This is a genomic window from Pseudarthrobacter sp. B907 (genome assembly GCF_040137805.1).
Classification (GTDB): Bacteria; Actinomycetota; Actinomycetes; order Actinomycetales; family Micrococcaceae; genus Arthrobacter.
The window spans coordinates 25,618-46,714 of sequence record NZ_JBEEQE010000021.1 but is presented as its reverse complement, the minus strand read 5'-3'; the positions used below and the strand labels follow the sequence as shown (position 1 = coordinate 46,714).

At 68.8% G+C, this 21,097-nt stretch carries 19 protein-coding genes; 2 read left to right on the top strand and 17 right to left on the bottom strand.

Translation table 11 applies throughout. From position 1 onward, the window contains the following. Nucleotides 1-6: 6 nt before the first annotated feature. From ABLI39_RS15835 to ABLI39_RS15790, 10 genes are all read right to left on the bottom strand, one after another. Entirely contained in the window at nt 7-900 is an 894-nt protein-coding gene (locus ABLI39_RS15835; protein WP_349414449.1) for a GNAT family N-acetyltransferase, read from the bottom strand. Beyond that, entirely contained in the window at nt 863-2,029 is a 1,167-nt protein-coding gene (gene ispG / locus ABLI39_RS15830; protein ID WP_138769799.1) for a flavodoxin-dependent (E)-4-hydroxy-3-methylbut-2-enyl-diphosphate synthase, read from the bottom strand. Before ispG ends, ABLI39_RS15835 begins: the two co-directional genes overlap by 38 nt. 60 nt (nt 2,030-2,089) lie before the next feature. After that, complete coding sequence (locus tag ABLI39_RS15825) at nt 2,090-2,383, bottom strand: YciI family protein (RefSeq protein WP_349414427.1); 294 nt, start codon at nt 2,381-2,383, stop codon at nt 2,090-2,092. 28 nt (nt 2,384-2,411) lie between these two features. Beyond that, the gene (locus tag ABLI39_RS15820; protein WP_349414426.1) at nt 2,412-2,933 is read right to left on the bottom strand and encodes a hypothetical protein; all 522 of its coding nucleotides are present in this window, start codon (nt 2,931-2,933) and stop codon (nt 2,412-2,414) included. Further along, nucleotides 2,930-3,658: a MarR family transcriptional regulator gene (locus ABLI39_RS15815; RefSeq protein WP_349414424.1), complete on the bottom strand. Its 729-nt coding sequence runs from the start codon at nt 3,656-3,658 to the stop codon at nt 2,930-2,932. The genes ABLI39_RS15820 and ABLI39_RS15815 overlap by 4 nt, the downstream gene beginning before the upstream one ends. A 291-nt stretch (nt 3,659-3,949) precedes the next feature. Further along, nucleotides 3,950-5,281 (bottom strand): M50 family metallopeptidase, encoded by a 1,332-nt coding sequence (locus tag ABLI39_RS15810; RefSeq protein WP_349414422.1) that lies wholly within the window; start codon nt 5,279-5,281, stop codon nt 3,950-3,952. Between the two features lie 39 nt (nt 5,282-5,320). Next, a complete protein-coding gene (gene dxr / locus ABLI39_RS15805) occupies nt 5,321-6,505 on the bottom strand; it encodes a 1-deoxy-D-xylulose-5-phosphate reductoisomerase (protein WP_349414420.1) in 1,185 nt (394 codons plus the stop codon). A gap of 117 nt (nt 6,506-6,622) precedes the next feature. Next, nucleotides 6,623-8,155, bottom strand: coding sequence for a tripartite tricarboxylate transporter permease (locus ABLI39_RS15800; protein WP_349414418.1), 1,533 nt, complete (start codon nt 8,153-8,155; stop codon nt 6,623-6,625). Beyond that, on the bottom strand, nt 8,148-8,669 hold the full coding sequence (locus tag ABLI39_RS15795) for a tripartite tricarboxylate transporter TctB family protein (RefSeq protein WP_349414417.1): 522 nt from the start codon (nt 8,667-8,669) through the stop codon (nt 8,148-8,150). Before ABLI39_RS15795 ends, ABLI39_RS15800 begins: the two co-directional genes overlap by 8 nt. Nucleotides 8,670-8,671: 2 nt before the next feature. Then, nucleotides 8,672-9,694 carry a Bug family tripartite tricarboxylate transporter substrate binding protein gene (locus tag ABLI39_RS15790; protein WP_349414415.1) on the bottom strand — a complete coding sequence of 341 codons (1,023 nt, stop codon included), beginning with the start codon at nt 9,692-9,694 and terminating at the stop codon, nt 8,672-8,674. 172 nt (nt 9,695-9,866) lie between these two features. Between ABLI39_RS15790 and ABLI39_RS15785 the strand changes: the two genes are divergently transcribed. Continuing rightward, complete coding sequence (locus tag ABLI39_RS15785) at nt 9,867-11,492, top strand: ATP-binding protein (protein WP_349414413.1); 1,626 nt, start codon at nt 9,867-9,869, stop codon at nt 11,490-11,492. Continuing rightward, nucleotides 11,489-12,226 carry a response regulator gene (locus ABLI39_RS15780; RefSeq protein WP_349414411.1) on the top strand — a complete coding sequence of 246 codons (738 nt, stop codon included), beginning with the start codon at nt 11,489-11,491 and terminating at the stop codon, nt 12,224-12,226. Before ABLI39_RS15785 ends, ABLI39_RS15780 begins: the two co-directional genes overlap by 4 nt. A 764-nt stretch (nt 12,227-12,990) precedes the next feature. On the opposite strand, the gene ABLI39_RS15775 is transcribed toward ABLI39_RS15780, so the two are convergent. The 7 genes from ABLI39_RS15775 to ABLI39_RS15745 all read right to left on the bottom strand — a co-directional run bounded on the left by ABLI39_RS15775 (nt 12,991) and on the right by ABLI39_RS15745 (nt 21,026). Next, nucleotides 12,991-13,824 carry an HpcH/HpaI aldolase/citrate lyase family protein gene (locus tag ABLI39_RS15775; RefSeq protein WP_349414410.1) on the bottom strand — a complete coding sequence of 278 codons (834 nt, stop codon included), beginning with the start codon at nt 13,822-13,824 and terminating at the stop codon, nt 12,991-12,993. Further along, the gene (locus ABLI39_RS15770; protein WP_349414409.1) at nt 13,821-14,372 is read right to left on the bottom strand and encodes a MaoC family dehydratase; all 552 of its coding nucleotides are present in this window, start codon (nt 14,370-14,372) and stop codon (nt 13,821-13,823) included. Before ABLI39_RS15770 ends, ABLI39_RS15775 begins: the two co-directional genes overlap by 4 nt. After that, nucleotides 14,369-15,130: a CoA transferase subunit B gene (locus ABLI39_RS15765; protein WP_349414407.1), complete on the bottom strand. Its 762-nt coding sequence runs from the start codon at nt 15,128-15,130 to the stop codon at nt 14,369-14,371. The genes ABLI39_RS15770 and ABLI39_RS15765 overlap by 4 nt, the downstream gene beginning before the upstream one ends. Nucleotides 15,131-15,132: 2 nt before the next feature. Beyond that, the gene (locus tag ABLI39_RS15760; protein ID WP_349414406.1) at nt 15,133-15,927 is read right to left on the bottom strand and encodes a CoA transferase subunit A; all 795 of its coding nucleotides are present in this window, start codon (nt 15,925-15,927) and stop codon (nt 15,133-15,135) included. A gap of 21 nt (nt 15,928-15,948) precedes the next feature. Next, nucleotides 15,949-17,112: an acyl-CoA dehydrogenase family protein gene (locus ABLI39_RS15755; protein WP_349414405.1), complete on the bottom strand. Its 1,164-nt coding sequence runs from the start codon at nt 17,110-17,112 to the stop codon at nt 15,949-15,951. Between the two features lie 67 nt (nt 17,113-17,179). Beyond that, nucleotides 17,180-19,411, bottom strand: coding sequence for an acetyl/propionyl/methylcrotonyl-CoA carboxylase subunit alpha (locus ABLI39_RS15750; protein WP_349414404.1), 2,232 nt, complete (start codon nt 19,409-19,411; stop codon nt 17,180-17,182). Nucleotides 19,412-19,418: 7 nt separating this feature from the next. Then, nucleotides 19,419-21,026, bottom strand: a complete 1,608-nt coding sequence (locus ABLI39_RS15745) for a carboxyl transferase domain-containing protein (protein WP_349414403.1) — start codon at nt 21,024-21,026, stop codon at nt 19,419-19,421. Nucleotides 21,027-21,097: the final 71 nt, after the last annotated feature.

The window sequence follows — 21,097 nt, the reverse complement described above, 5'->3', positions numbered from 1 at the left end:
AGGTGTCTAAAAAAGAACGGTCGCGAACGTTCCCACCTGGCGGAAGCCAACCCGCTCGTAGCTGGCCCGGGCACGGGTATTAAAGTCGTTGACGTACAGGCTGGTGACCGGCGCCAGCGTCTGGGCCAGGACCACGACGGCGGCCATGTAGCCGGCGCTCAGGCCCAGCCCGCGGAACGCCGGGTCCATCCAGACGCCCTGCACCTGCGTCACCTCGGGAGTGACCGCACCGAGTTCGGCTTTGAACACCACTTCGCGGTTGGGGCCAAGGTGCACCAGCGAGTGGCCGGCACGGATCAGGCCCTTGACCCGGCGGCTGTAGTACTCGCGGCCGCCGAGGTAGGGCGAATATCCCACTTCCTCCTCGAACATGGCCGCGCAGGCCGGCAGGATCCTGTCGAAGTCCGCGAGGTGGCCGAAGCCAAGGGCGGGGTTGGGCTCCAGCAGCGGCGGCCCGGTGATGGTCAGCAGCGGCTGGTTCCCGCGGATTTCCTGGGCATCGTGGCCCAGCTGCTCCAGGGCCGCGTGGAGTGCCCGGACTGTCTCTACCGGGCCGAAGATCGAGGCGTAGCGGCGGCCGGAGCGGTGGGCGGCGGCCGCGACGAGGCCGGCGAGTTCCGGGTCGAGCTGCACCGGCACCAGGTTGGCGCCGGCCCAGCAGGCCCCGAGCAGTGTCCCGCCGTCGAACACGCCGAAAATGCTGGCGCCGCCGGCGGTGGGAGACGCCGTGCCGGCGGTCTCGAGATGCGAGAGGATAAAGACGTTGGCGACGGCGTCCTGCCGGGCGAGTTCCAGCAGTGCACCGGTGTCCGCGCCCGTCAGGATCCGAAGGGTGAGGCCGGCGGCCGCACCGGCACCGTCCCTACGAGACGCTAACCACGGGGCTACCCTGGACAGCATCTTCGCCATCAGACTCCCCCATCTCTTCAGCGAGACGCATGGCCTCTTCGATCAGTGTCTCAACGATCTGGTCCTCGGGGACAGTTTTGATGACCTCGCCCTTGACGAAGATCTGGCCCTTGCCGTTGCCGGACGCCACACCGAGGTCAGCTTCCCGGGCCTCGCCGGGTCCGTTGACCACACAGCCCATGACGGCCACGCGCAGCGGGACCTCCATGCCCTCCAGACCCGCTGTGACCTGTTCGGCGAGCGTGTAGACGTCCACCTGGGCGCGGCCGCAGGACGGGCAGGAGACGATTTCGAGCTTGCGCGGGCGCAGGTTCAGCGACTGCAGGATCTGGTTGCCCACCTTGATTTCCTCCACCGGCGGGGCGGAGAGGGAAACCCGGATGGTGTCGCCGATGCCGCGCGAGAGCAGCGCGCCGAAGGCGGTGGCGGACTTGATGGTTCCCTGGAATGCCGGGCCCGCCTCAGTCACGCCGAGGTGCAGGGGCCAGTCGCCCTTTTCCGCGAGCATCTCGTAGGCGGCGACCATAATGACGGGGTCGTTGTGCTTGACCGAGATCTTGAAGTCGTGGAAGCCGTGCTCTTCGAACAGCGACGCCTCCCAGACGGCGGATTCCACAAGGGCTTCCGGGGTGGCTTTGCCGTACTTCTTCAGGATGCCCGGCTCGAGCGAACCGGCGTTCACGCCGATCCGGATCGAGGTGCCGTGGTCCTTGGCCGCGCGGGCAATTTCCTTGACCTGGTCATCGAACTTGCGGATGTTCCCCGGGTTCACGCGGACGGCCGCGCAGCCGGCCTCGATGGCGGCGAAGACATACTTCGGCTGGAAGTGGATGTCCGCGATCACCGGGATCTGCGACTTCCGGGCGATGATCGGCAGCGCCTCGGCGTCGTCCGCGGACGGGCAGGCCACCCGGACGATGTCGCAGCCGGACGCAGTCAGTTCGGCGATCTGCTGCAGGGTGGCGTTGATGTCCGTGGTGGGAGTCGTAGTCATCGACTGCACACTGATCGGTGAGTCGGAGCCGACGCCGACCGAACCCACCTTGATCTGGCGGGTTTTACGGCGCGGGGCAAGAACGGGGGGCGGTGCCGACGGCATTCCCAGGCTGACCGAGGTCACGTGGACTCCTCTGTGGATCGAATTCTAGGTCGAAGATCGATGGCGGGTGGGCGGGGCGGGTTAGGCCGCGTGCTCGGCCAGCAGGCCGGTCAGCGGGGCCCACACCATCGTGCGGGTGCCGGAGATGGCGCCTGCACCGGCAAAAGGGTCCTGCTTGAGGATTTCGTTGAGGGCTTGTTCGTCGGCCGCCTTGAAGATCAGCAGCGCGCCGGCGCCGTCCCCGTACGGGCCGCTCGCCAGGATCGTGCCCTCCTGGGCCAGGCCGGCGGTCCATTCGCGGTGGGCGGGGCGGGTGGCGTCGCGGGTTTCGGCGGATTCGGCGTCGTAAACGTACTCAACAGCAAAAACAGTCATACGGATACCCTATCGCCTGTCCGGGGCGTCAGCCGAGGAGCAGCACCTTGACCAGTGCCGCGACCCCGGCCGCCCAGAGCAGCGAGGTAAGGGTGCCGATGATGAACCGTTCGGCGGCCACCGGCGTTTCCTTGAGCTCCGCGAAGCGCCCCAGGCCCTTGATTGCGACGACGTAGGCGATCGCGACCGGCTGGCCGGTGAGGATGGCCAGGCAGACCGCCAGGCGCTCCAGGACGCCGATGATCGCGCCGCCGCGAAGAATCCTGGCGCTGCTGACCGTGGCGGCCTCGGAGCCGGCTGCCCCGGCTGAAGGGCCGGCGGTAACCATGGTGGATTCGGCATGCGCGGCGGGGTCTGCGGGCGCGGCGGAGTCTACGGTGGCATCAGCCGAGGGGTCATCGGCAGAGCCGGTGACATCCGCGGCGCTGACGGCTCCGGCGGCGTCGGCCCGGTCGTCGATGGTCCGGGCCAGCCGGAAGACGAGCGCGGTCACGGGCCAGCCGGCGAACCCGGCGGTGAGCAGGGCCAGGGTGATCCAGAGGGCGTTCACCGGTCTCCTTCTGTACTGTCCCGGGGGCGGGAATCCGGCTGTTCGCCGGCGTCCGGGGCCCCGGCGATGAGTCCGTGGGCGAAGGACAGCAGCATTTCCGCCGCCGGCCTCGCGGCCCATTCTTCCTGCCAGCCGGAGCGCAGCAGCGCACGGCTCACCGATTGTTCGGTGATTCCGAGTTTTTGGGCGGCGATTTTCTGTGTACCGTGCGTGCCGGCGTGGCCGTGCTGCACCGAGCGCAGCGCATCAACCACCTTCCACTGCGCGGCCGTCCGGTCCTGCACGAGCCGTCCGATCAGGCGCAGCACTGCCTCGGCGTTGGCGCAGGCGCGCGCGCCGGCGGATCCTGCGGGCGAGGGCGCAGCCTCCCCCCTGCGCAGCCCGCCGGAGACGACGGCGACCGGCACGTGCGCGGACCCGGACTTGGCATTCTCCACGGCCGCCCGGGCCGCCACGAAGGCCGGGCCGGAGCCTTCCCTGGGACTGGACGGCAGCGGCAGGTCCACGGCGCCCACCCCTATGCCCACGTACCAGCGGCCGCTCCGCAGGGCGTGCAGGGCAATACCGACGACTTCGTCCGGCCGCTCCACGACGCCCTGGACCTCATCGCCCACCGAGCGCTCGAAGCGCGCCGCCGTCGAGAGTTCCTGCAACTCGGCGAGCAGGCCGGGAACGCGGTCAATGTCGGCGCTGCTGCCGCGCTGGTCGATGGTCATCACGTACATAGCCCCCAGCCTAGGGGGCTGATTCCTTATAATCAATCGCTTTCAACTGATTATCTAAAATAAACCTAATATGGCTGATAATTCAGAATCACCCCGTTGGGGTTGCCGGCCCTGGGAGTCGGCGGATGACGTCCGGGGCGCTCCGGCGCTCCCGCCCAGTTACTCCGCCCCGCGGACCCGGCGCCCGCGGAATTACGCGGGCTCCGGCAGCGGGCGGCGGGTGCGGCCGCTGGTAACCGGGCGGGAACGTTGGCTAAGCCGGGCGCACCCGGCACTTGGCACGCCGCCGCGTCAGCCGAAGAGGTTGACCGGCTTGACGATATCCGCATAGATCAGCAGCGCGGACATGCCCATCAGCAGCACAGCCACAACATAGGTGACCGGGAGCAGCTTGGCGATGTCGAACGCGCCGGGGTCCGGCCGGCCAAGCAGCTTGGCGATCCGGCGGCGGGCGCCCTCGTACAGTGCCCCGGCAACGTGGCCGCCGTCGAGCGGCAGCAGAGGGACAAGGTTGAACACGGCCAGCGCGAAGTTCAGCCCGGCCAGCAGCCCCACCAGGGCGGCCAGTCGGCTCTGCAGCGGCACCTGCTCCATGGCGGCGACCTCCCCGGCCACACGGCCCACACCGACGACGCTGATGGGTCCGTTGGGGTCGCGGGGCTCCTCGCTGAAGGCAGCCTGAGCCACGCCGGCCACCCGGGCCGGGAGGTTGAGCACAACGCCGGCGATCTGCTTGATGTTCTCGCCTGCCAGCGGCAGCACGGCCGTGGCCGGCTGCGGCACAAGCGCGGTCTGGGCGCCGATCCCCAGGAATCCCACGTCCTGGTAGCGGGGCTTGCCGGCGGCGTCCTTGGCCTGCCGGCCGTCCTCACCCACCACCGGGCGGGCGGAGAGGACCGGCGTGACCGTGGTGCTGACCGGGCCGCCGTCGCGCTCCACGGTGAGGCTGACCTGCTTGCCCGCGGAGGCCCGGATCCAGCCGGTGAGTTCCTCCCAGCTGGTGACGGCCTTGCCGTCGAAGGAGGTGATCCGGTCGCCCGGTTTGAGGCCGGCGGCGGCCGCGGGGGTGAGCTTGCAGTCGGCGGAGCTGGGATCCACGGTTTCGCCGGCCTTGACCTGGCATTTGGAGACGTCGGCGACGGTGGTGGTGGACGCCGCCACACCGAAGCCCATCAGCAGCACGGCGGTCAGCACCACACCGATCAGCAGGTTCATCGCAGGCCCGCCCAGCATGATGATGATCTTTTTCCAGACCGGCAGCCGGTAGAAGACCCGGTTCGCGTCGTCGGGTCCGACTTCCTCATGCGCCAAGGAGCGGGCGTCGGCGGCGAGGGACTGGAACATGCCGGTGCTGGAGGGCCGGACACTGCCGTCGGTCTTGTTCGGAGGGTACATGCCGATCATGGAGACAAAGCCGCCCAGCGGGATCGCCTTCAGGCCGTATTCGGTTTCGCCCCGGCGCCGGGACCAGACCGTGGGTCCGAAGCCGATCATGTACTTCGTCACACGCACCTTGAAGAGCTTGGCCGGGACCAGGTGGCCGACCTCGTGCAGGGCGATGGACACGGCGATGCCGATCGCCACGAAGACGACACCGAGGATAAAGAGGACAACGGGGCTCATGCTGGGCTTTGCTTCTTCCTGGGCACTGGGGGCTACTTATTAGGCACTTCCAACGGCCAAACGTTCGAGGGTCCGCGCCCGTGCCCATTGTTCAGCATCCAGCACGGATTCGACCGTCAGCCCGGAGGATCCTGAGTGGCCGCTGAGGACGGCTTCGATCGTATCGACAATCTCGGTGAAGCGGATCCGGCCGGCGTGGAAGGCCATCACCGCTTCCTCGTTCGCGGCGTTGAAGACCGCCGGGAAGGTGCTGCCCTGCCGGGCGGCCTCTTTGGCCAGGCCGACGGCGGGGAACGCCTCGGTGTCCAGCGGCTCGAAGGTCCAGCTGGTCGCCTTGGTCCAGTCGCAGGGCTGCGCGGCCCCGGCCACCCGGTCCGGCCAGCCCAGGCCGAGGGCGATCGGCAGGCGCATGTCCGGCGGGGAGGCCTGCGCGATGGTGGAGCCGTCCACGAACTGGACCATGGAGTGCACCACCGACTGCGGATGGACCACAACGTCGATCCGTTCCAGCGGGATGTCGAAGAGCAGGTGGGCTTCGATGACTTCCAGGCCCTTGTTGACCAGGCTTGCGGAGTTGGTGGTGACCATCAGGCCCATGTCCCAGGTGGGGTGCGCCAGGGCCTCCCGGGGTGTGACGTTGTGCAGCTGCTCCCGCGTCCTGCCGCGGAAAGGCCCGCCGGAGGCGGTCAGCACGAGCCGGTCCACCTCCGCGGCGGTACCGGAGCGCAGGCACTGGGCGATCGCGGAGTGCTCGGAATCGACCGGGACGATCTGGCCCTCGCGGGCCGCGGCCTTGACCAGGGCACCGCCCACGATCAGGGACTCCTTGTTCGCCAGCGCCAACGTGGCGCCGGACTTCAGCGCGGCCAGGGTTGGGGCGAGGCCGATCGAGCCGGTGATCCCGTTGAGCACAACGTCGGCCGGAACTTCGGCGATCCGGGTGGAGGCGTCCGGGCCGGCGATGATCTCCGGCCGGTAGCCGGACAAACCGGCCGCACGGGCGGCGTCGTCGATCAGCTCCCGGAGGACCGCGGCGTCCCCGCTGGCGACGCCGACGGCGCGGGCCCGGGTGTGCACGGCCTGCCGGGCCAGGAGTTCGAGGTTGCCGCCGCCGGCGCTAAGGGCAACGATCTCGAAAAGGTGCGGGGCGCCGTCGACGACGTCGATGGCCTGGGTGCCGATGGAACCGGTGGATCCGAGGAGGACGATTGTGCGCGGCTGCATGGTTCCAGTATCCCGCACCGCGGTGGCACCGGTTCCACCCGGGGTCTTAACCACGAAATGGCAGATCGCGGCAGTGTTTCCCCCAAAAACACTGCCGTGACCTGCCGTTCCGGTGGGTCAGACGGACACGGACTCTTTCTCCGTCACCGCTTCCAGGGCGGCCTGGCGGCGGCGCAGCCACCAGGAGCCAAGGAAGATCAGGCCCATGGTCACGTACACCACCACGGCGAACGGGGTGGAGACCAGGGCCACGGGGTCGTTCTGGGAGAGCTGCAGCGAGCGCCGCAGCTGCACCTCGAACATCGGCCCGAGGATCATCGCCACCACCATGGGCGCCACCGGGTAGCCGTAGCGCCGCATGAAGTAGCCCAGGATGCCAACCACCAGCAGCACTCCGACGTCGCTCGGCGAGAAGTTCACCGAGAAGGCACCGAGCGCCGCGAAGACCAGGATGCCGGCGTACAGGTAGGGCCGCGGGATCTGCAGGATCTTCACCCAGAGGCCCACGAGGGGCAGGTTGAGCACCAGCAGCATCAGGTTGCCCACGTACAGCGAGGCGATCAGGGTCCAGACGAGGGCGCTCTGGTTTTCGAACAGGAGCGGGCCGGCCTGGATCTGGTAGCGCTGGAAGGCGGTGAGCATCATGGCGGCGGTGGCCGTCGTCGGGATGCCGAGGGTTAGCAGCGGCACCAGAACACCGGCGGCGGCGGCGTTGTTGGCCGCCTCCGGACCGGCGACGCCCTCGATCGCGCCCTCGCCGAACTGGGCCTTGTGGGCGCCCTTCGCCAGCTTCCGCTCGGCGGCGTAGGAGAGGAACGTGGAGACGTCCGCGCCGCCGGCGGGCACCGTGCCGATCGGGAATCCGATGAAGGTCCCGCGTAGCCACGGCTTCCAGGACCGCTTCCAGTCCTCCTTGGAGAGCCAGGCGTTCTTGCCCTTGCTGACCGGGATGACCTCCACCGGCCCGTGCCGCAGCTTGGAGGCGACGTACAGCGCCTCGCCGAGGGCGAAGAGGCCCACCGCCACCAGCACCATGTCGATGCCGTCCACCAGGTTGGGGTTGTCGAAGGTGAAGCGCTGCTGCGCCGTACTGTCGTCGATGCCGATCAGGCCGATGAACAGCCCCAGCGCCAGCGACGCCAGCCCGCGTAGCACCGAGGCCCCCAGCAGCGCGCCGACGGTCAGGAAGGCCACCACCATCAGGGCCACATAGTCCACTGGTCCGAGACCGACGGCGAGGTCCGCCACCACCGGGGCGAGGAAGGACAGCAGCACCGTGGCGATGGTGCCGGCGATGAACGAGCCGATCGCCGCCGTCGCGAGCGCCGCCGCTCCCCTGCCGGCCTTCGCCATCTTGTTGCCCTCGAGCGCGGTGACGATCGAGGAGGATTCCCCCGGGGTGTTGAGCAGGATGGAGGTGGTGGAGCCACCGTACATGCCGCCGTAATAGATGCCGGCGAAGACGATCAGGGCCGCCGCCGGGTCCAGGGCGTAGGTGATCGGCATCAGCAGGGCCACCGTCATGGCGGGGCCGATGCCCGGCAGTACGCCGACGGCGGTGCCGACGAAGACGCCGCCCAGGGCGTAGAGCAGGTAGACCGGCTGGAGGGCGGTGGTGAAGCCTTCGAGCAGGAGCATGAAGTTATCCATGGAGGAACGGCACCCCCTCAAGCAGCGGGCCCGGCGGGAGCGAGACGCCCAGCAGGCCGCCGAAGACGTACTGCAGCACCAGGGCCATGGCCACGGAGACGAGGACGGCCTTCCAGAGCGGTTTGGCCTCCAGGGTCCAGGCGGCCCCGCTGAACAGCACGGCCGCCGCCACGGGCCAGCCTGCCGGTTCGATCAGGAAGATGTGCAGGATGACGAAGCCGACGAGCTTGGCCAGGGCGATCCAGTCCGTCTTGGCGGTGACGTCCAGATCCTCGCCTTCCTCGGCCTGGCCGACCTTGCCCCGGAGGACCTGGACGACGATGCCGGTGCCGACGAGCACCAGGATGCCGCAGACGATGTAGGGGAAGGCCCGCGGTCCGATGCCGGTCTCTGACGGCGGGATCGGGATGGATCCCGCCGTCAGGAGCCCCGCCGCGCCCACGCTGACGAACAACAGGGCGAAAAGGATCTCCCCCGTCGGCCGCCTGGTGGGCGTAAGAGCGTGCGAAGACATTGTTACTTGACCAGGCCGATCTGCGTCAGGGTGGTCTTGACCTTGGTGATGTCCTCGGTGAGGAAGGTCTTGAAGCCATCGCCGGCGAGGAACGCGTCGTCCCAGTTGTTCTTCTTCAGGGTGGACTTCCAGGCCTCGGACTCGTGCAGCTTGGTGACAAGCTCGGTCAGCTTGGAGCGCTGGGCGTCGTCGATCGAGCCCGGCGCCACTACGCCGCGCCAGTTGGTCAGCACAACGTCGATGCCCTGGTCCTTGAGCGGCTTGATGCCGGGCAGGACGGGAACCTCAGCCTTGCCGGAGACGGCGAGCGCCCGGACCTTGCCGGCCTTGACCTGTTCGGCGTACTCGCCGACGCCGGAGATGCCGGCCTGGACCTTGTTGCCGAGCAGCGCCGCGAGGGATTCGCCGCCGCCGGAGTAGCCGATGTAGTTCAGCTTGTCCGACTCGACGCCCTGGGACTTCAGGATCTGCCCGGCCAGGATGTGGTCCGCGCCGCCGGCGGAGCCGCCGGTGATGGCGACGCCCTTGCCGTTGGCCTTGATGTCGTCCACGAGGTCCTTGACGGACTGGTACTTCGACGACGCCGGCACCACCAGCACCAGCGGCTCCTCAGTCAGCCGCGCGATCGGAGTGGTGTCCTCGAGGCGCGTCTTCGCGCCGTTGGTCTCCACGGCGCCGACCATCACGTAGCCCATCACCATCAGGGTGTTGACGTCCTTTTCGGTGGCGAGCTTGGCCAGGCCGTTGGTTCCGCCGCCGCCGCCGATGTTGGTGACCTGGGCCGAGGACACGAGCTTGTTGGACTGCAGGTCCGCCTGGATGGCACGGCCGGTCTGGTCCCAGCCTCCGCCCGGGTTCGCGGGGACGATGATGCTGAGCTTCTTGATCGGCTCTGCGCTGGCAGTTGCCCCGGCTGCTGCGCCGGTGCCGGTGCCGCCTCCGGCGCAGGCGGACATGGCGAGCACGAGGCCGGCTGCCCCGGCCGTCAGCGCGGCCCGGCGGGTGAAGTTGAGGTGGGACGTCATTATCTCTCCTTGTACGAATGTGATGCACATCATTGGAATCACTTCCCCGACCGTAGGGGCGGGCCCGGGCCGGGAACAGTATTCGGACGTAGAGGTAGTAGTGGTCATATTGGTCACGGCGGAACGGCGTCATCCGTCCGGGGCCCGCCCCACCGGATGGGAGACTTGTGACATGGTTCACAGGATTCCGCTGCGCTTCCAGCTGGTCGCCCTCCAGCTCGGAATCGTCCTGGTCGTGCTCACCGCCGTCGGCGCCGTGACGATCCGGATGCAGGAGGCGCAGCTGCGCGACGCCTACAAGGGCCGGCTGATCGGCGTCGCCGAAAGTGTGGCCAGGCTGCCCTCCGTGGTCGACGCCTTCGGCACCAGCTCCCCCGCGCAGACCATTGCGCCGATCGCCGAGGTGATCCGCCAGGCCTCGCACGTGACCTATGTGGTGGTGACGGACCGCAACGGGGTGCGCCAGTCCCACCCCAACCCGGAGGAGATCGGCAAGCCCGTCTCCACGGACCCGTCGGTGCCGCTGTCCGGGGACATCTATGTGGGCACCCAGACCGGGACCCTGGGCGAGTCCTGGCGGGTCAAGGTCCCCATCTTTGACCGCGCCGGCACGGTGATCGGTACCGCCTCGGTGGGCGTGCTGGAGAGCACCCTGGCCGCGGACCTTTACGAGGACCTCCCCCAGTTGTTCGGCTGGCTGCTCGGCGCCGCGCTGCTCAGTTCCCTCGGAGCCATGTACGTCTCGAAGCTGGTGTGGCGCCGGATCTACAAACTCGAGCCCGAGGATATTGCGGCCCTGCTGGAGACCCGCGACGCCATGCTGCACGGCCTGGGCGAGGGCCTGGTGGCCGTCGACGCCGAGGGCAGGGTGGTGCTGGTGAACGACGAGGCCCGCCGGCTGCTCGGCGTCGGCGAGGAGATTATCGGTTCGCCGGCGACTGCGTCGCTGGAGCCCGGGATCCACCGCCTGCTCGCGGCCGGCTCCAGCACTGAGGAACTGGTTCTCTCGGGTGAGCGGATCCTGCTGGGCAAGGTCAATGCGGCTACCGTCGACGGCCGCGAGGTGGGCAAGGTCCTGATCCTGCGCGACCGGACCGAACTGCACACCATGCTGCGGGACCGCGACGGCGCCCTGGACGTGACCCAGGCGCTCCGGGCCCAGGCGCACGAGTTCGCCAACAAGCTCCATGTCATCTCGGGCCTGCTGGAACTGGGCGAGCAGTCCAAGGCGGTGGAGTACCTGGGCCGCAGCCACAGCGACGCAGCCTTCGTGAACCGGCCGCTCGCCCCGGGCATCACCGACGACGGCGTCCGCGCCCTGCTGATCGCCAAATCCACCGTCTGCGCGGAGCGCGGCATCGACATTGTGGTGGATCCGGACTCCGTCTGCTCCCCCGACGGCACCGATGATGTCATTACAGTCCTCGGCAACCTGATCGACAACGCCGTGGATGCCGCCGGTTACGACAGCACGATCGCCGTCGTCCTGGCCGAGACGCCCGCGGGGCACCGGACCCTGACCGTGGACGACGACGGCCCGGGCGTTCCGGAGTCCGACCGGGAGGCGGTGTTCGAGGCGGGCGTAACGAGCAAGGAGCCGGACGGGATCAACACCCGCGGCTTCGGCCTGGCCCTGGTCCAGCGCGTGGCGCGGCGCCGCGAAGGCGCGGCCGCGGTGTCCCGTTCGGAGCTGGGCGGCGCCTGCTTTACCGTAAGTTTTACGACGGCGGGGCCCGGCGTCCCCGGACCGGGGACAGCCGTGCCCATAACTAAAGAGGCGGTACTGGAACGACTATGAGCGGCATACGCACCCTCATCATTGACGATGACGTGGCGGTGGCGGGGATCCACCACGGGTTCCTACTTGCCCGCGGCGGCTTCGACGTCGTCGGCACGGCCCACACCGGGCAGCAGGGCCTGGACCTCGCGGCGGAGCTGCTGCCGGAGCTGGTCCTGCTGGACATCCACCTGCCGGATATGTCGGGCCTGGACGTACTGCAGGGGCTCCGCAACCGGCCGCGGCAGCCCGTGGACGTGCTGGTCATCACCGCCTCGCGGGAGCTTGAGACAGTTCGTTCGGCGATGGCAGGCGGTGTCCTGCATTACCTGGTCAAGCCCTTCACCTCGCAGGCCCTGAACGAGCGCCTGGACGAGTACGTCGAGCTGCGCGACGAACTGGCGGCCGGGTCCTCGGCCGGCCCGCTGGACCAGGAGCGGATCGACCGGCTGGTGGCCCCCTCGCGCCGGGCTGCCGCGCCGGACGCCGCGGCCGATCCGGCGGAGGCGACGGCGGGAGGTCCGGCCGCGCGGCTGCCCAAGGGACTCGCCCGGCCCACCCTGGACGCTGTGATCGACGCGCTGCAGGCGAGCCCCGGGGACGTTTCCGCGGCCGGCTTGGCCCTGCAGCTGGGCCTGTCCAGGGTCAGCGCCCGGCGTTACCTGGAGTACCTCGTGGTCAACGGCTTCGCCCGGCTGACCCCGCGCTACGGTGCGGCCGGACGACCGGAGAACAGGTACCTCTGGAAGCGTTGAGCACGTCCGGGCCCCATCAGCTGCGATGAGCATGCCCATCCTTCGCGCCAGCCACGACGAGCATGCCCATCCCCCACCAGTAGCGACGAGCATGCCCATTCTTCGGAGTGGATACGGGCAGGTCTCGGCTGCGACCGACGCCCATTTGACACAGTTGGCCGCTATCGACCCTGCCATTCCGGCCATCTGTGGCGAATCGGTGCGAATTCAGGTCGAGACCAGGAGCTGCCAACGGTTCTCTCCGGGGTCGGGCCTGCCACGATGAGCATGTCCATTCTTCGGAGTGGATCCGCGGAGGTCTCGGCTGCAACCTGCGCCCATTTGACGGAGTTGGCCGCTAAGGACGCTGCCATTCCGGCCATCTGTGGCGAACCGATGGGAATTCGATCACCCGGCCGGCGTGGCTCCAGTGGGGGCAGGGGTGCGGCCGGGCCAGGCCACGCCAGCAGCCACGCAGGTGGCATCCGACGTCGCCTATTTGACGTAGTTGGCCGCTGCGGACGCTCCCATTCCGGCCATCTGTGACAAATCGGTGGGAATTCAGGTCGAGACCCGGCCATCTGTGGCGAATGGACGGGAATTCGGTCTCCCTGCCGGCGTGGCTCCAGAGGGTCCAGGTGTGCGGTCGGGCCGGGCCATGCCAGCAGCCACGCCGGTGACACTCGTCGGCATCCATTTGACGGAGTTGGCCGCTAAGGACGCTGCCATTCCGGCCATCTGTGGCCAATCGACGGGAATTCGATCGCCTGGCCGGCGCCTGAAAGCTACCGTCCGGCGCGGCGGAGCGTGGACTCGGCGTGCTTGAGGATGGGCCCGTCGATCATCTTGCCCTGGTATTGGAACACGCCGGTGCCCGCGGCAGCCGCGGCGTCGAGCAGTTCCGTGGCCGCGGCGACGTCGGACTCGGACGGGGCGTAGGCGGCGCGGACCACGGCCACCTGGTTCGGGTGGATGCACGCCTTGGAGCCGAACCCGGAGGCGACGGCGTCCCGGGATTCGGCGGCGAGGCCGTCAAGGTCCGGGATGTTGACGTAGACCGAGTCGACAGCGTCCTTGCCGAAGGCCCGGGCGGCCAGCAGCACCGTGGAGCGGGCGTGCAGGGCCACGGCCCGGTAGGTGCCGTCGTCGTCCCGGCTGGAAGTGCCGCCGAGCGAGGCAAGCAGGTCCTCGGCGCCCCACATCAGGCCCACAACGTTGGGTTCCGCGGCGATCGCGGCGGCATTGACGATTCCGGCGGCGGTCTCGCACAAGGCGATGACGCTGTAACCCTCGAGCTCCTTGAGCTGGGCGGCGCTCTCGGCCTTGGCCAGCATCACGTGCCGGTAAGGGGTGTGCTTGAGGCAGTGCAGATCCTTCTCGAACTCCTCGGTCCCCGCCGGGTTGATCCGGATAATCGTGCGGCTGGGGTCCAGCTCGGGGACGTCCCCCGCGGAACCGAGCTGGGCGAGGATGGCGCCGCGGGCACGCTGCTTGTCCGCCGGCGCGACGGCGTCCTCCAGGTCAACGATCACCGCGTCGGAGCGCTCGGCCGCCTTCTGGTAGCGCTCGGGGCGGTCGGCGGGGCAGAACAGCAGGGCGGGGCCCATCAGGAAACTCATGACCCTATTGTCCCCTTTTGCGCCGTTTCCGGCGCGGCCGCGGCGTGCGCCTCCCGCGTCCACATCAGGCAGCTGCGGGTGGCCAGGGCCACCACGGTGCCGTCCTGGTTACGGCCGGTGTGCTGCATGGTCACGATCCCCTGGCCGGGCCGGGAGGAGGACAAGCGCTTGCCGGTCACCTCGGTCTCCGTGTAGAGCGTGTCCCCGTGGTACAGCGGGTGCGGGAAGGACACATCGGTCAGGCCGAGCTGGGCGATGATGGTCCCCTGGGTCAGCTGCGGGACGGACTGGCCCACCACGGTCGCGAGAGTGAACATCGAGTTCATCAGCCGCTGGCCGAACGGCTGCCCGGCGCTCCAGGCGGCGTCCAGGTGCAGCGCCTGGGTGTTCATGGTCATGGTGGTGAACAGCACGTTGTCGGTCTCGGTCACGGTCCGGCCGGGCCGGTGCGCGTAGAGGACACCTTCTTCGAGTTCGTCGAAGTACAGGCCGCGCTGTTCGATCACCCGGCGGCCGCTTCCGGACCCGGGCGTTGTATTCGTTGTCATACGGTGAGTTCCTGGTCTTCCTCGAAAAGTTCGGCACCGGTGGCCGCTGCCACGTCCTCGGCCGTGACGTCGGGAGCCAGTTCCCGCAGCACCAGCCGGGATTTTCCGCCTTCGGTCACGACGTCGATCACGGCGAGGTCGGTGATGATCCGGTCGACGCAGCCCTTGCCGGTCAGGGGCAGGCTGCAGCGCTCCACGATTTTCGGGTTGCCGTTGCGGTCCACGTGGTCCATCATCACGATGACCTTCTTGGCGCCGAAGACCAGGTCCATCGCTCCGCCCATGCCCTTGACCATCTTGCCGGGGATCATCCAGTTGGCGAGGTCCCCGTTCTGCGCGACTTCCATGGCGCCGAGGACCGCGACGTCGACGTGGCCGCCGCGGATCATGCCGAAGGAGGCGGCGGAGTCGAAGAACGCGGCGCCCTTGTTGACGGTGACGGTCTCCTTGCCGGCGTTGATCAGGTCGGGATCCACCTGGTCCTCCCCCGGGTACGGTCCGACGCCCAGGATGCCGTTCTCCGAGTGCAGCACCACCTCGACCCCGGCCGGAATGTAGTTGGGGATCAGCGTCGGCATGCCGATGCCGAGGTTGACGTACTGGCCGTTGTGCAGCTCCTGGGCCCCCCGGGCGGCCAGTTCGTTGCGGGTCCAGCCCTTGCCTTGCACCCCGCCGGTGTGTTCGACGGCGGAGCGCCGGTATTCGTGGCGGACCGCTTCCGGCCGCGGCGGCGCGCCCTGGGCATTGTTGGTCTCCACGGTCAGGCTCCTGACTGTTCTGTAGTGCCGGAGGTAGTGCCGGAGGTAGTGCTGGAGGTGGTGCGTTTTTCGATGCGCTTCTCGGCGTGCGGCGCGAGGACCACACGCTGGACGAAGATCCCGGGGACGTGGACGTGCTCCGGGTCCAGTCCGCCGGGCTCCACGAGTTCCTCGACCTCGGCGATGGTGATCTTCCCGGCCATGGCGCAGAGCGGGTTGAAGTTCATTGCAGTGGCATGGAACACCAGGTTGCCGTGGCGGTCGCCCTTCCAGGCGTGCACCAGGCCGAAGTCGGGGGTCAGCGATTCCTCCAGGACAAAGTCGGCGCCCTGGAAGCTGCGGACTTCCTTGGCCGCGGAGGCAATCGCGACGTTCCCGTCGGCGTCGTACTTCTGCGGCAGGCCGCCGTCGGACACCTGGGTTCCCACGCCGGCCGGGGTGTAGAAGGCCGGGATCCCGGCCCCGCCGGCCCGCAGCTTCTCGGCCAGCGTGCCCTGCGGGGTGAGGACGACTTCGAGTTCGCCGGCGAGGTATTGCCGCGCGAATTCCTTGTTCTCCCCCACGTAGGAGCTGATCGTGCGGCGGATCCGGCCGTCCTTGAGCAGGACCCCGAGCCCCCAGTCGTCCACGCCGCAGTTGTTGCTCACGGTTTCCAGATCCGTCGCGCCGCTCTCGTGCAGCGCCTCTATCAGGGCCACGGGAATGCCGCACAGCCCGAAACCGCCGACGGCGAGCGAGGCGCCGTCGCGGATGTCCGCGACGGCCTCGGCGGCGCTGGCAACAACTTTGTTGATCATCGAAAGGATCCTTCCGGCCGGCTACAGTCCCAGTTCGCGGGCGATCAGCATCAGCTGGACCTCCGTGGTGCCCTCGCCGACTTCAAGGATCTTGGAGTCGCGGTAGTGGCGCGCCACGGTGAATTCATTGATGAAGCCATAGCCGCCGAACACCTGGGTGGCGTCCCGCGCGTTGTCCATGGCTGCCTCGCCTGCGACCATCTTAGCGATGGCGGCCTGCGTCTTGAACGGCTCGCCGGCGAGCATCCGGGCGGCCGCATCGTAGTAGGCCAGTCGGGCCGTGTGGGCGCGTGCTTCCATCCGGGCGATCTTGAACGCGATGGCCTGGTACTTGCCGATGTTCTGGCCGAAGGCGCTGCGTTCCTTGGCGTATTTCACGGCCTGGTCCACACAGCCCTGGGCGGCGCCGACGGCGAGGGCGGCGATCGCGATGCGGCCCTCGTCGAGGATGGAGAGGAAGTTGGCGTAGCCGCGGCCCCGGGTGCCGAGCAGGTTTGCCTCGGGGACGCGGACGTTGTCCAGGGTCAGCGGGTGGGTGTCGGAGGCGTTCCAGCCGACCTTATTGTAGGCCTTTTCCGCGGTGAAGCCGGGGGTGCCGGCGGGCACCAGGATGGTGGAGATTTCCTTTTTGATGCTGCCATCCGCGCGTTCCTCCTGGCCGGTGACCGCGGTGACGGTCACGAGCCGGGTGATGTCCGTACCGGAGTTGGTGATGAACTCCTTGTTCCCGTTGATGACCCATTCCCCGCCCTCTAGGCGCGCGGTGGTCTTGGTGCCACCGGCGTCGGAGCCGGCCTCGGGCTCGGTCAGGCCGAAGCCGGCGAGCGCCTTGCCGGAGGCCAGCAGCGGCAGCCATTCCTGCTTTTGGGCGTCGTTGCCGAAGCGGTGGATCGGCATGGCGCCGAGGGAGACGCCGGCCTCGAGGGTGATGGCGACGGACTGGTCCACCCGGCCGAGCTGCTCGAGAGCCAGGGCCAGGGCGAAGTAGTCCCCGCCCATGCCGCCGAACTGCTCCGGGAACGGCAGGCCGAACAGGCCCATGTCCGCCATCTGGGAGACGACCTCGTAGGGGAAGCTGTGCTCCTCATCGTGCTTGGCGGAGACCGGGGCCACCACCTGGTCGGCGAATTCGCGGACGGTGTCGCTGAGGTCCTGGTAGTCCTCGCTGAGTTCAAAATCTGGCATGGGGGTGACTCCTTGGTCTGTATGTCTGAAGCTGTGGCTAAGGCTGTGGTGCTGAACGTGTGGGGTGCTAGTCCGCGGCGCCCATGGCGATGACGGATTCTTCGACGGTGTCCTCCGCTTTCGAGGGTTCGTGCGGGTGGATCGTGGCGAGGACCTGGTCCGCCTTGACGAGGTCGCCGGAGCTGACACTGATGTGCACGGTCCCGTCGAGGGGCGCCACCAGCTGGTGCTCCATCTTCATCGCCTCCACGGCGAGCAGGGCCTGGCCGGCTGCGACGGCGTCGCCGTTGCTGACCGAGACGGACACCACGGTGCCCGGCATCGGCGAGCGCACCGCCGGGTCCGCGGCGCCTTCCTCGCGTTCGACGGCGGCCAGCACCCGGGCGAGCCGGGCTTCGCGGGTGAGCACCTCGAGCCGGCAGGACCAGCCCTTGTTGCCCAAGAAGAGTTCCGTCGGCGCGCCGGGTGCCGGGTTGTCCCAGCTCGGAATGACCGGTCCGGTGTTCACCGGCGCGAACGTGTACGCCGTGGTCTCGCCGTCGAGGTCTAGTTCCCCCTCGATGCGGCTGGTGGGCCTCCAGAGCGCCGTCCGCTGCGGACGGCCGTCGACGGACACCCGGAGGAGGCCTGCCGCCGGATCGTCGGCAACGGCCACCGTCGCGACGCCGCCGTCCGGCGTGCCCAGGCTGATCCGCTGCGGCACCCGGACACCGAGCCGCCAGCCGTCCCGGCGCTGCCAGGGTGCGGCTGCGGGGCCGGACTGGCCCTGCTGCTCCGTCTGCGCGAGCGCGAACAGGGCGGCGGCCACGAGTTCGGCCTCGCCGACGCGGCGGAAGCTGAAGTCCGGCATCTTGCGCTCGATCAGCCCGGTATCGAGCCGCCCGGCGCGGACGTCGGCGTCGTTGATCAGCAGACGCAGGTATTCGACGTTGGTGTCGATGCCCAGCGCGGTATACTCGGCGAGCGCCCTGTCCAGGGTGTCCAAGGCCGCGGTGCGGTCCTGGCCCCAGGCGATCACCTTGGAGATCATCGGGTCGTAGCTGGAGGAGATCTCCAGGCCCTGGACCAGCGCCGAGTCCACCCGGACGCGGCCGGTGGCTGTTTCGACTTCGTTGCGGGCTGCGGCGCCGGGCCGCTGCGCCGGGCCGGGGATCTCGTCCAGCAGCAGCACCGTCCCCGTGGAGGGCAGGAAGTTCTTCTCCGGCACCTCGGCGTACACGCGGGCCTCCACGGAGTGGCCGGTCAGCACGACGTCGTCCTGGGCCACGGTGAGTTCCTCGCCCGCGGCGATGCGGACCTGCCATTCGACCAGGTCGACGCCGGTGACCATTTCGGTGACCGGGTGCTCGACCTGCAGCCGGGTGTTCATCTCCATAAAGAAGAATTCGTCCGGGGCGTTGTCGGAGACCAGGAACTCCACGGTGCCCGCGCCGGAGTAGTTGACGCTGCGCGCGGCGTTGCAGGCGGCCTCGCCGAGCCGGGCCCGGATGTCCGCCCCGTCGGGCAGGGATTCCAGCAGCGGGGACGGTGCTTCCTCGATCACCTTCTGGTGGCGGCGCTGCAGCGAGCACTCGCGCTCCCCCAGATGGATGACGTTGCCGTGATTGTCCGCGAGGACCTGGACTTCGATGTGCCGCGGGGTGGTGACGAGCCGTTCCAGGAACAAGGTGTCGTCGCCGAAGGCGCTGGCGGCGACCCGGCGGGCGGTGGCGAGGGTTGCCTCCAGGTCCTCGGCGCGTTCCACGACGTGCATGCCCTTGCCGCCGCCGCCGGCGGAGGGCTTGATCAGCAGCGGGAAGCCGACGCCGGCCGCGGCGTCCATCAGCTGCGCGTCCGTCATCCCCGGTTCGGCGATGCCGGGGACCACGGGGACTCCGTAGCCGGTGACGTGGTTCTTGGAGCGGATCTTGTCGCCCATAACGTTGAGGGATTCGACGCCGGGGCCGATGAACGTGATCCCGGCCTTTTCCAGGGCACGGGCGAAGTCCACGTTCTCGCTGAGGAACCCGTAGCCCGGGTGCACCGCTTCGGCGCCGGTGTCGCGGCAGGCCTGGATGATGGCCTCGATCTTGAGGTAGCTCTCGCTGGCTGCCGCCGGGCCGATCCGGACGGCAACGTCGGCCTCCCGCACGTGGCGGGCGCCGGCGTCGGCGTCGGAATACACGGCCACGGAGCGGATGCCCAGGGCGCGCAGGGTGCGGATCACACGGCAGGCGATCTCGCCGCGGTTGGCGACCAGGACGGTGCCGAACAGCGGCGTCGCGGGGGTGGAGGCAGCGGGTGTGGAAATAGCAGTCACAGGTGGCTCACATCCGGAAAAGGCCGAAGGAGGTCTCCGGCAGCGGGGTGCGGGAGACGACGTCGAGCGCCAGTCCCAGGACGGTGCGGGTGTCCGCGGGGTCGATGATGCCGTCGTCCCACAGCCGGGCCGTCGAGTAGTAGGGGCTGCCCTGGTCCTCGTACTGGGCCTTGATCGGGGCCTTGAAAGCCTCCTCGTCCGCGGCGGACCATTCCTCGCCGCGGGCCTCATACTGGTCCCGCTTGACGGTGGCGAGCACGCTGGAGGCCTGGTTGCCACCCATAACCGAGATCCGGGACGCCGGCCACATCCAGAGGAAGCGCGGCGAGTACGCCCGGCCGCACATCGAATAGTTGCCGGCGCCGAAGGACCCGCCGATCACCACCGTCAGCTTGGGGACCCGTGCGGTCGCGACGGCGGTGACCATCTTGGCGCCGTTTTTGGCGATGCCGCCCTGCTCGTAGTCTTTGCCGACCATAAAGCCGGAGAGGTTCTGCAGGAAGATCAGCGGGATGCCGCGCTGGTCGCAGAGTTCGATGAAGTGCGCGCCCTTGAGCGAGGATTCGCTGAACAGCACGCCGTTGTTCGCCACAATGCCCACCGGGTGGCCGTGCAGCTTGGCGAAGCCGGTGACCAGCGTGGTGCCGTAGTTCCTCTTGAACTCGTGGAAGCGGCTGCCGTCCACCAGCCGGGCGATGACTTCGCGGACGTCGTACTGGGCGTTGACGTCCGTGGGGACGGCGCCGTAGAGCTCGTCCGGATCGGCGAGGGGTTCGACGGCGGTGTCGATCTCCCACGCGGGGGCGGCCGGCTTCGGCAGGGTGGAGACGATGTCGCGGACAATCTGCAGGGCATGCTCGTCGTTTTCGGCCAGGTGGTCGGTGACGCCGGAGATCTTCGAGTGCACGTCGCCGCCGCCGAGCTCCTCGGCCGTGACGATCTCGCCGATGGCGGCCTTCACCAGTGGCGGGCCGCCGAGGAAGATGGTGCCCTGGTTGCGGACGATCACGGTCTCGTCGCTCATCGCGGGCACGTAGGCGCCTCCGGCGGTGCAGGACCCCATCACCGAGGCGATCTGCGGGATCTTGGCCGCGGACATCCGGGCCTGGTTGAAGAAGATCCGGCCGAAGTGCTCCTTGTCCGGGAAGACCTCGTCCTGCTTGGGCAGGAAGGCGCCACCGGAGTCCACGAGGTAGATGCAGGGCAGCCGGTTCTCCAGCGCGATTTCCTGCGCGCGGAGGTGCTTCTTGACCGTCATCGGGTAATAGGTGCCGCCCTTGACCGTGGCGTCGTTGGAGATGACCAGGACCTGGCGGCCGTGGACCAGGCCGATCCCGGCAATCACGCCCGCCCCGGGTGAGTCGCCGTCGTACATACCGTCGGCGGCCAGCGGGGCGATCTCCAGGAAGGGGCTGCCGTCGTCGAGCAGCCGGTCGATCCGTTCGCGCGGCAGGAGTTTGCCGCGGGACACGTGCCGTTCCCGGGACTTTTCCGGCCCGCCCAGCGCGGCAGTGGCCAGGCGGTCCTTCAGCTCCCGGGCCAGGCCAAGCTGCGCCTCGCGGTTCGCGGCATAGCCGGTGCTGCCGGCGTCCACCTGGCTGGCGATTGTCTCCATTGACTGCTTCCGTCCTCGGCCGTGCGGCGTTCGCCCCGCGGGGCGCACCGGCCATTTCGGTTAGTAACGCA

Coding starts and splice junctions, on each gene's coding strand:
- ABLI39_RS15780 (WP_349414411.1), top strand. CDS start 11,489: ATGAGCGGCATACGCACCCTCATCATTGACGATGACGTGGCGGTGGCG.
- ABLI39_RS15760 (WP_349414406.1), bottom strand. CDS start 15,927: ATGATCAACAAAGTTGTTGCCAGCGCCGCCGAGGCCGTCGCGGACATC.
- ABLI39_RS15800 (WP_349414418.1), bottom strand. CDS start 8,155: ATGGATAACTTCATGCTCCTGCTCGAAGGCTTCACCACCGCCCTCCAG.
- ABLI39_RS15795 (WP_349414417.1), bottom strand. CDS start 8,669: ATGTCTTCGCACGCTCTTACGCCCACCAGGCGGCCGACGGGGGAGATC.
- ABLI39_RS15775 (WP_349414410.1), bottom strand. CDS start 13,824: ATGAGTTTCCTGATGGGCCCCGCCCTGCTGTTCTGCCCCGCCGACCGC.
- ABLI39_RS15785 (WP_349414413.1), top strand. CDS start 9,867: ATGGTTCACAGGATTCCGCTGCGCTTCCAGCTGGTCGCCCTCCAGCTC.
- ABLI39_RS15790 (WP_349414415.1), bottom strand. CDS start 9,694: ATGACGTCCCACCTCAACTTCACCCGCCGGGCCGCGCTGACGGCCGGG.
- ABLI39_RS15755 (WP_349414405.1), bottom strand. CDS start 17,112: ATGCCAGATTTTGAACTCAGCGAGGACTACCAGGACCTCAGCGACACC.
- ABLI39_RS15825 (WP_349414427.1), bottom strand. CDS start 2,383: ATGACTGTTTTTGCTGTTGAGTACGTTTACGACGCCGAATCCGCCGAA.
- ABLI39_RS15770 (WP_349414409.1), bottom strand. CDS start 14,372: ATGACAACGAATACAACGCCCGGGTCCGGAAGCGGCCGCCGGGTGATC.
- ABLI39_RS15745 (WP_349414403.1), bottom strand. CDS start 21,026: ATGGAGACAATCGCCAGCCAGGTGGACGCCGGCAGCACCGGCTATGCC.
- ABLI39_RS15815 (WP_349414424.1), bottom strand. CDS start 3,658: ATGTACGTGATGACCATCGACCAGCGCGGCAGCAGCGCCGACATTGAC.
- ABLI39_RS15835 (WP_349414449.1), bottom strand. CDS start 900: ATGCTGTCCAGGGTAGCCCCGTGGTTAGCGTCTCGTAGGGACGGTGCC.
- dxr (WP_349414420.1), bottom strand. CDS start 6,505: ATGCAGCCGCGCACAATCGTCCTCCTCGGATCCACCGGTTCCATCGGC.
- ABLI39_RS15810 (WP_349414422.1), bottom strand. CDS start 5,281: ATGAGCCCCGTTGTCCTCTTTATCCTCGGTGTCGTCTTCGTGGCGATC.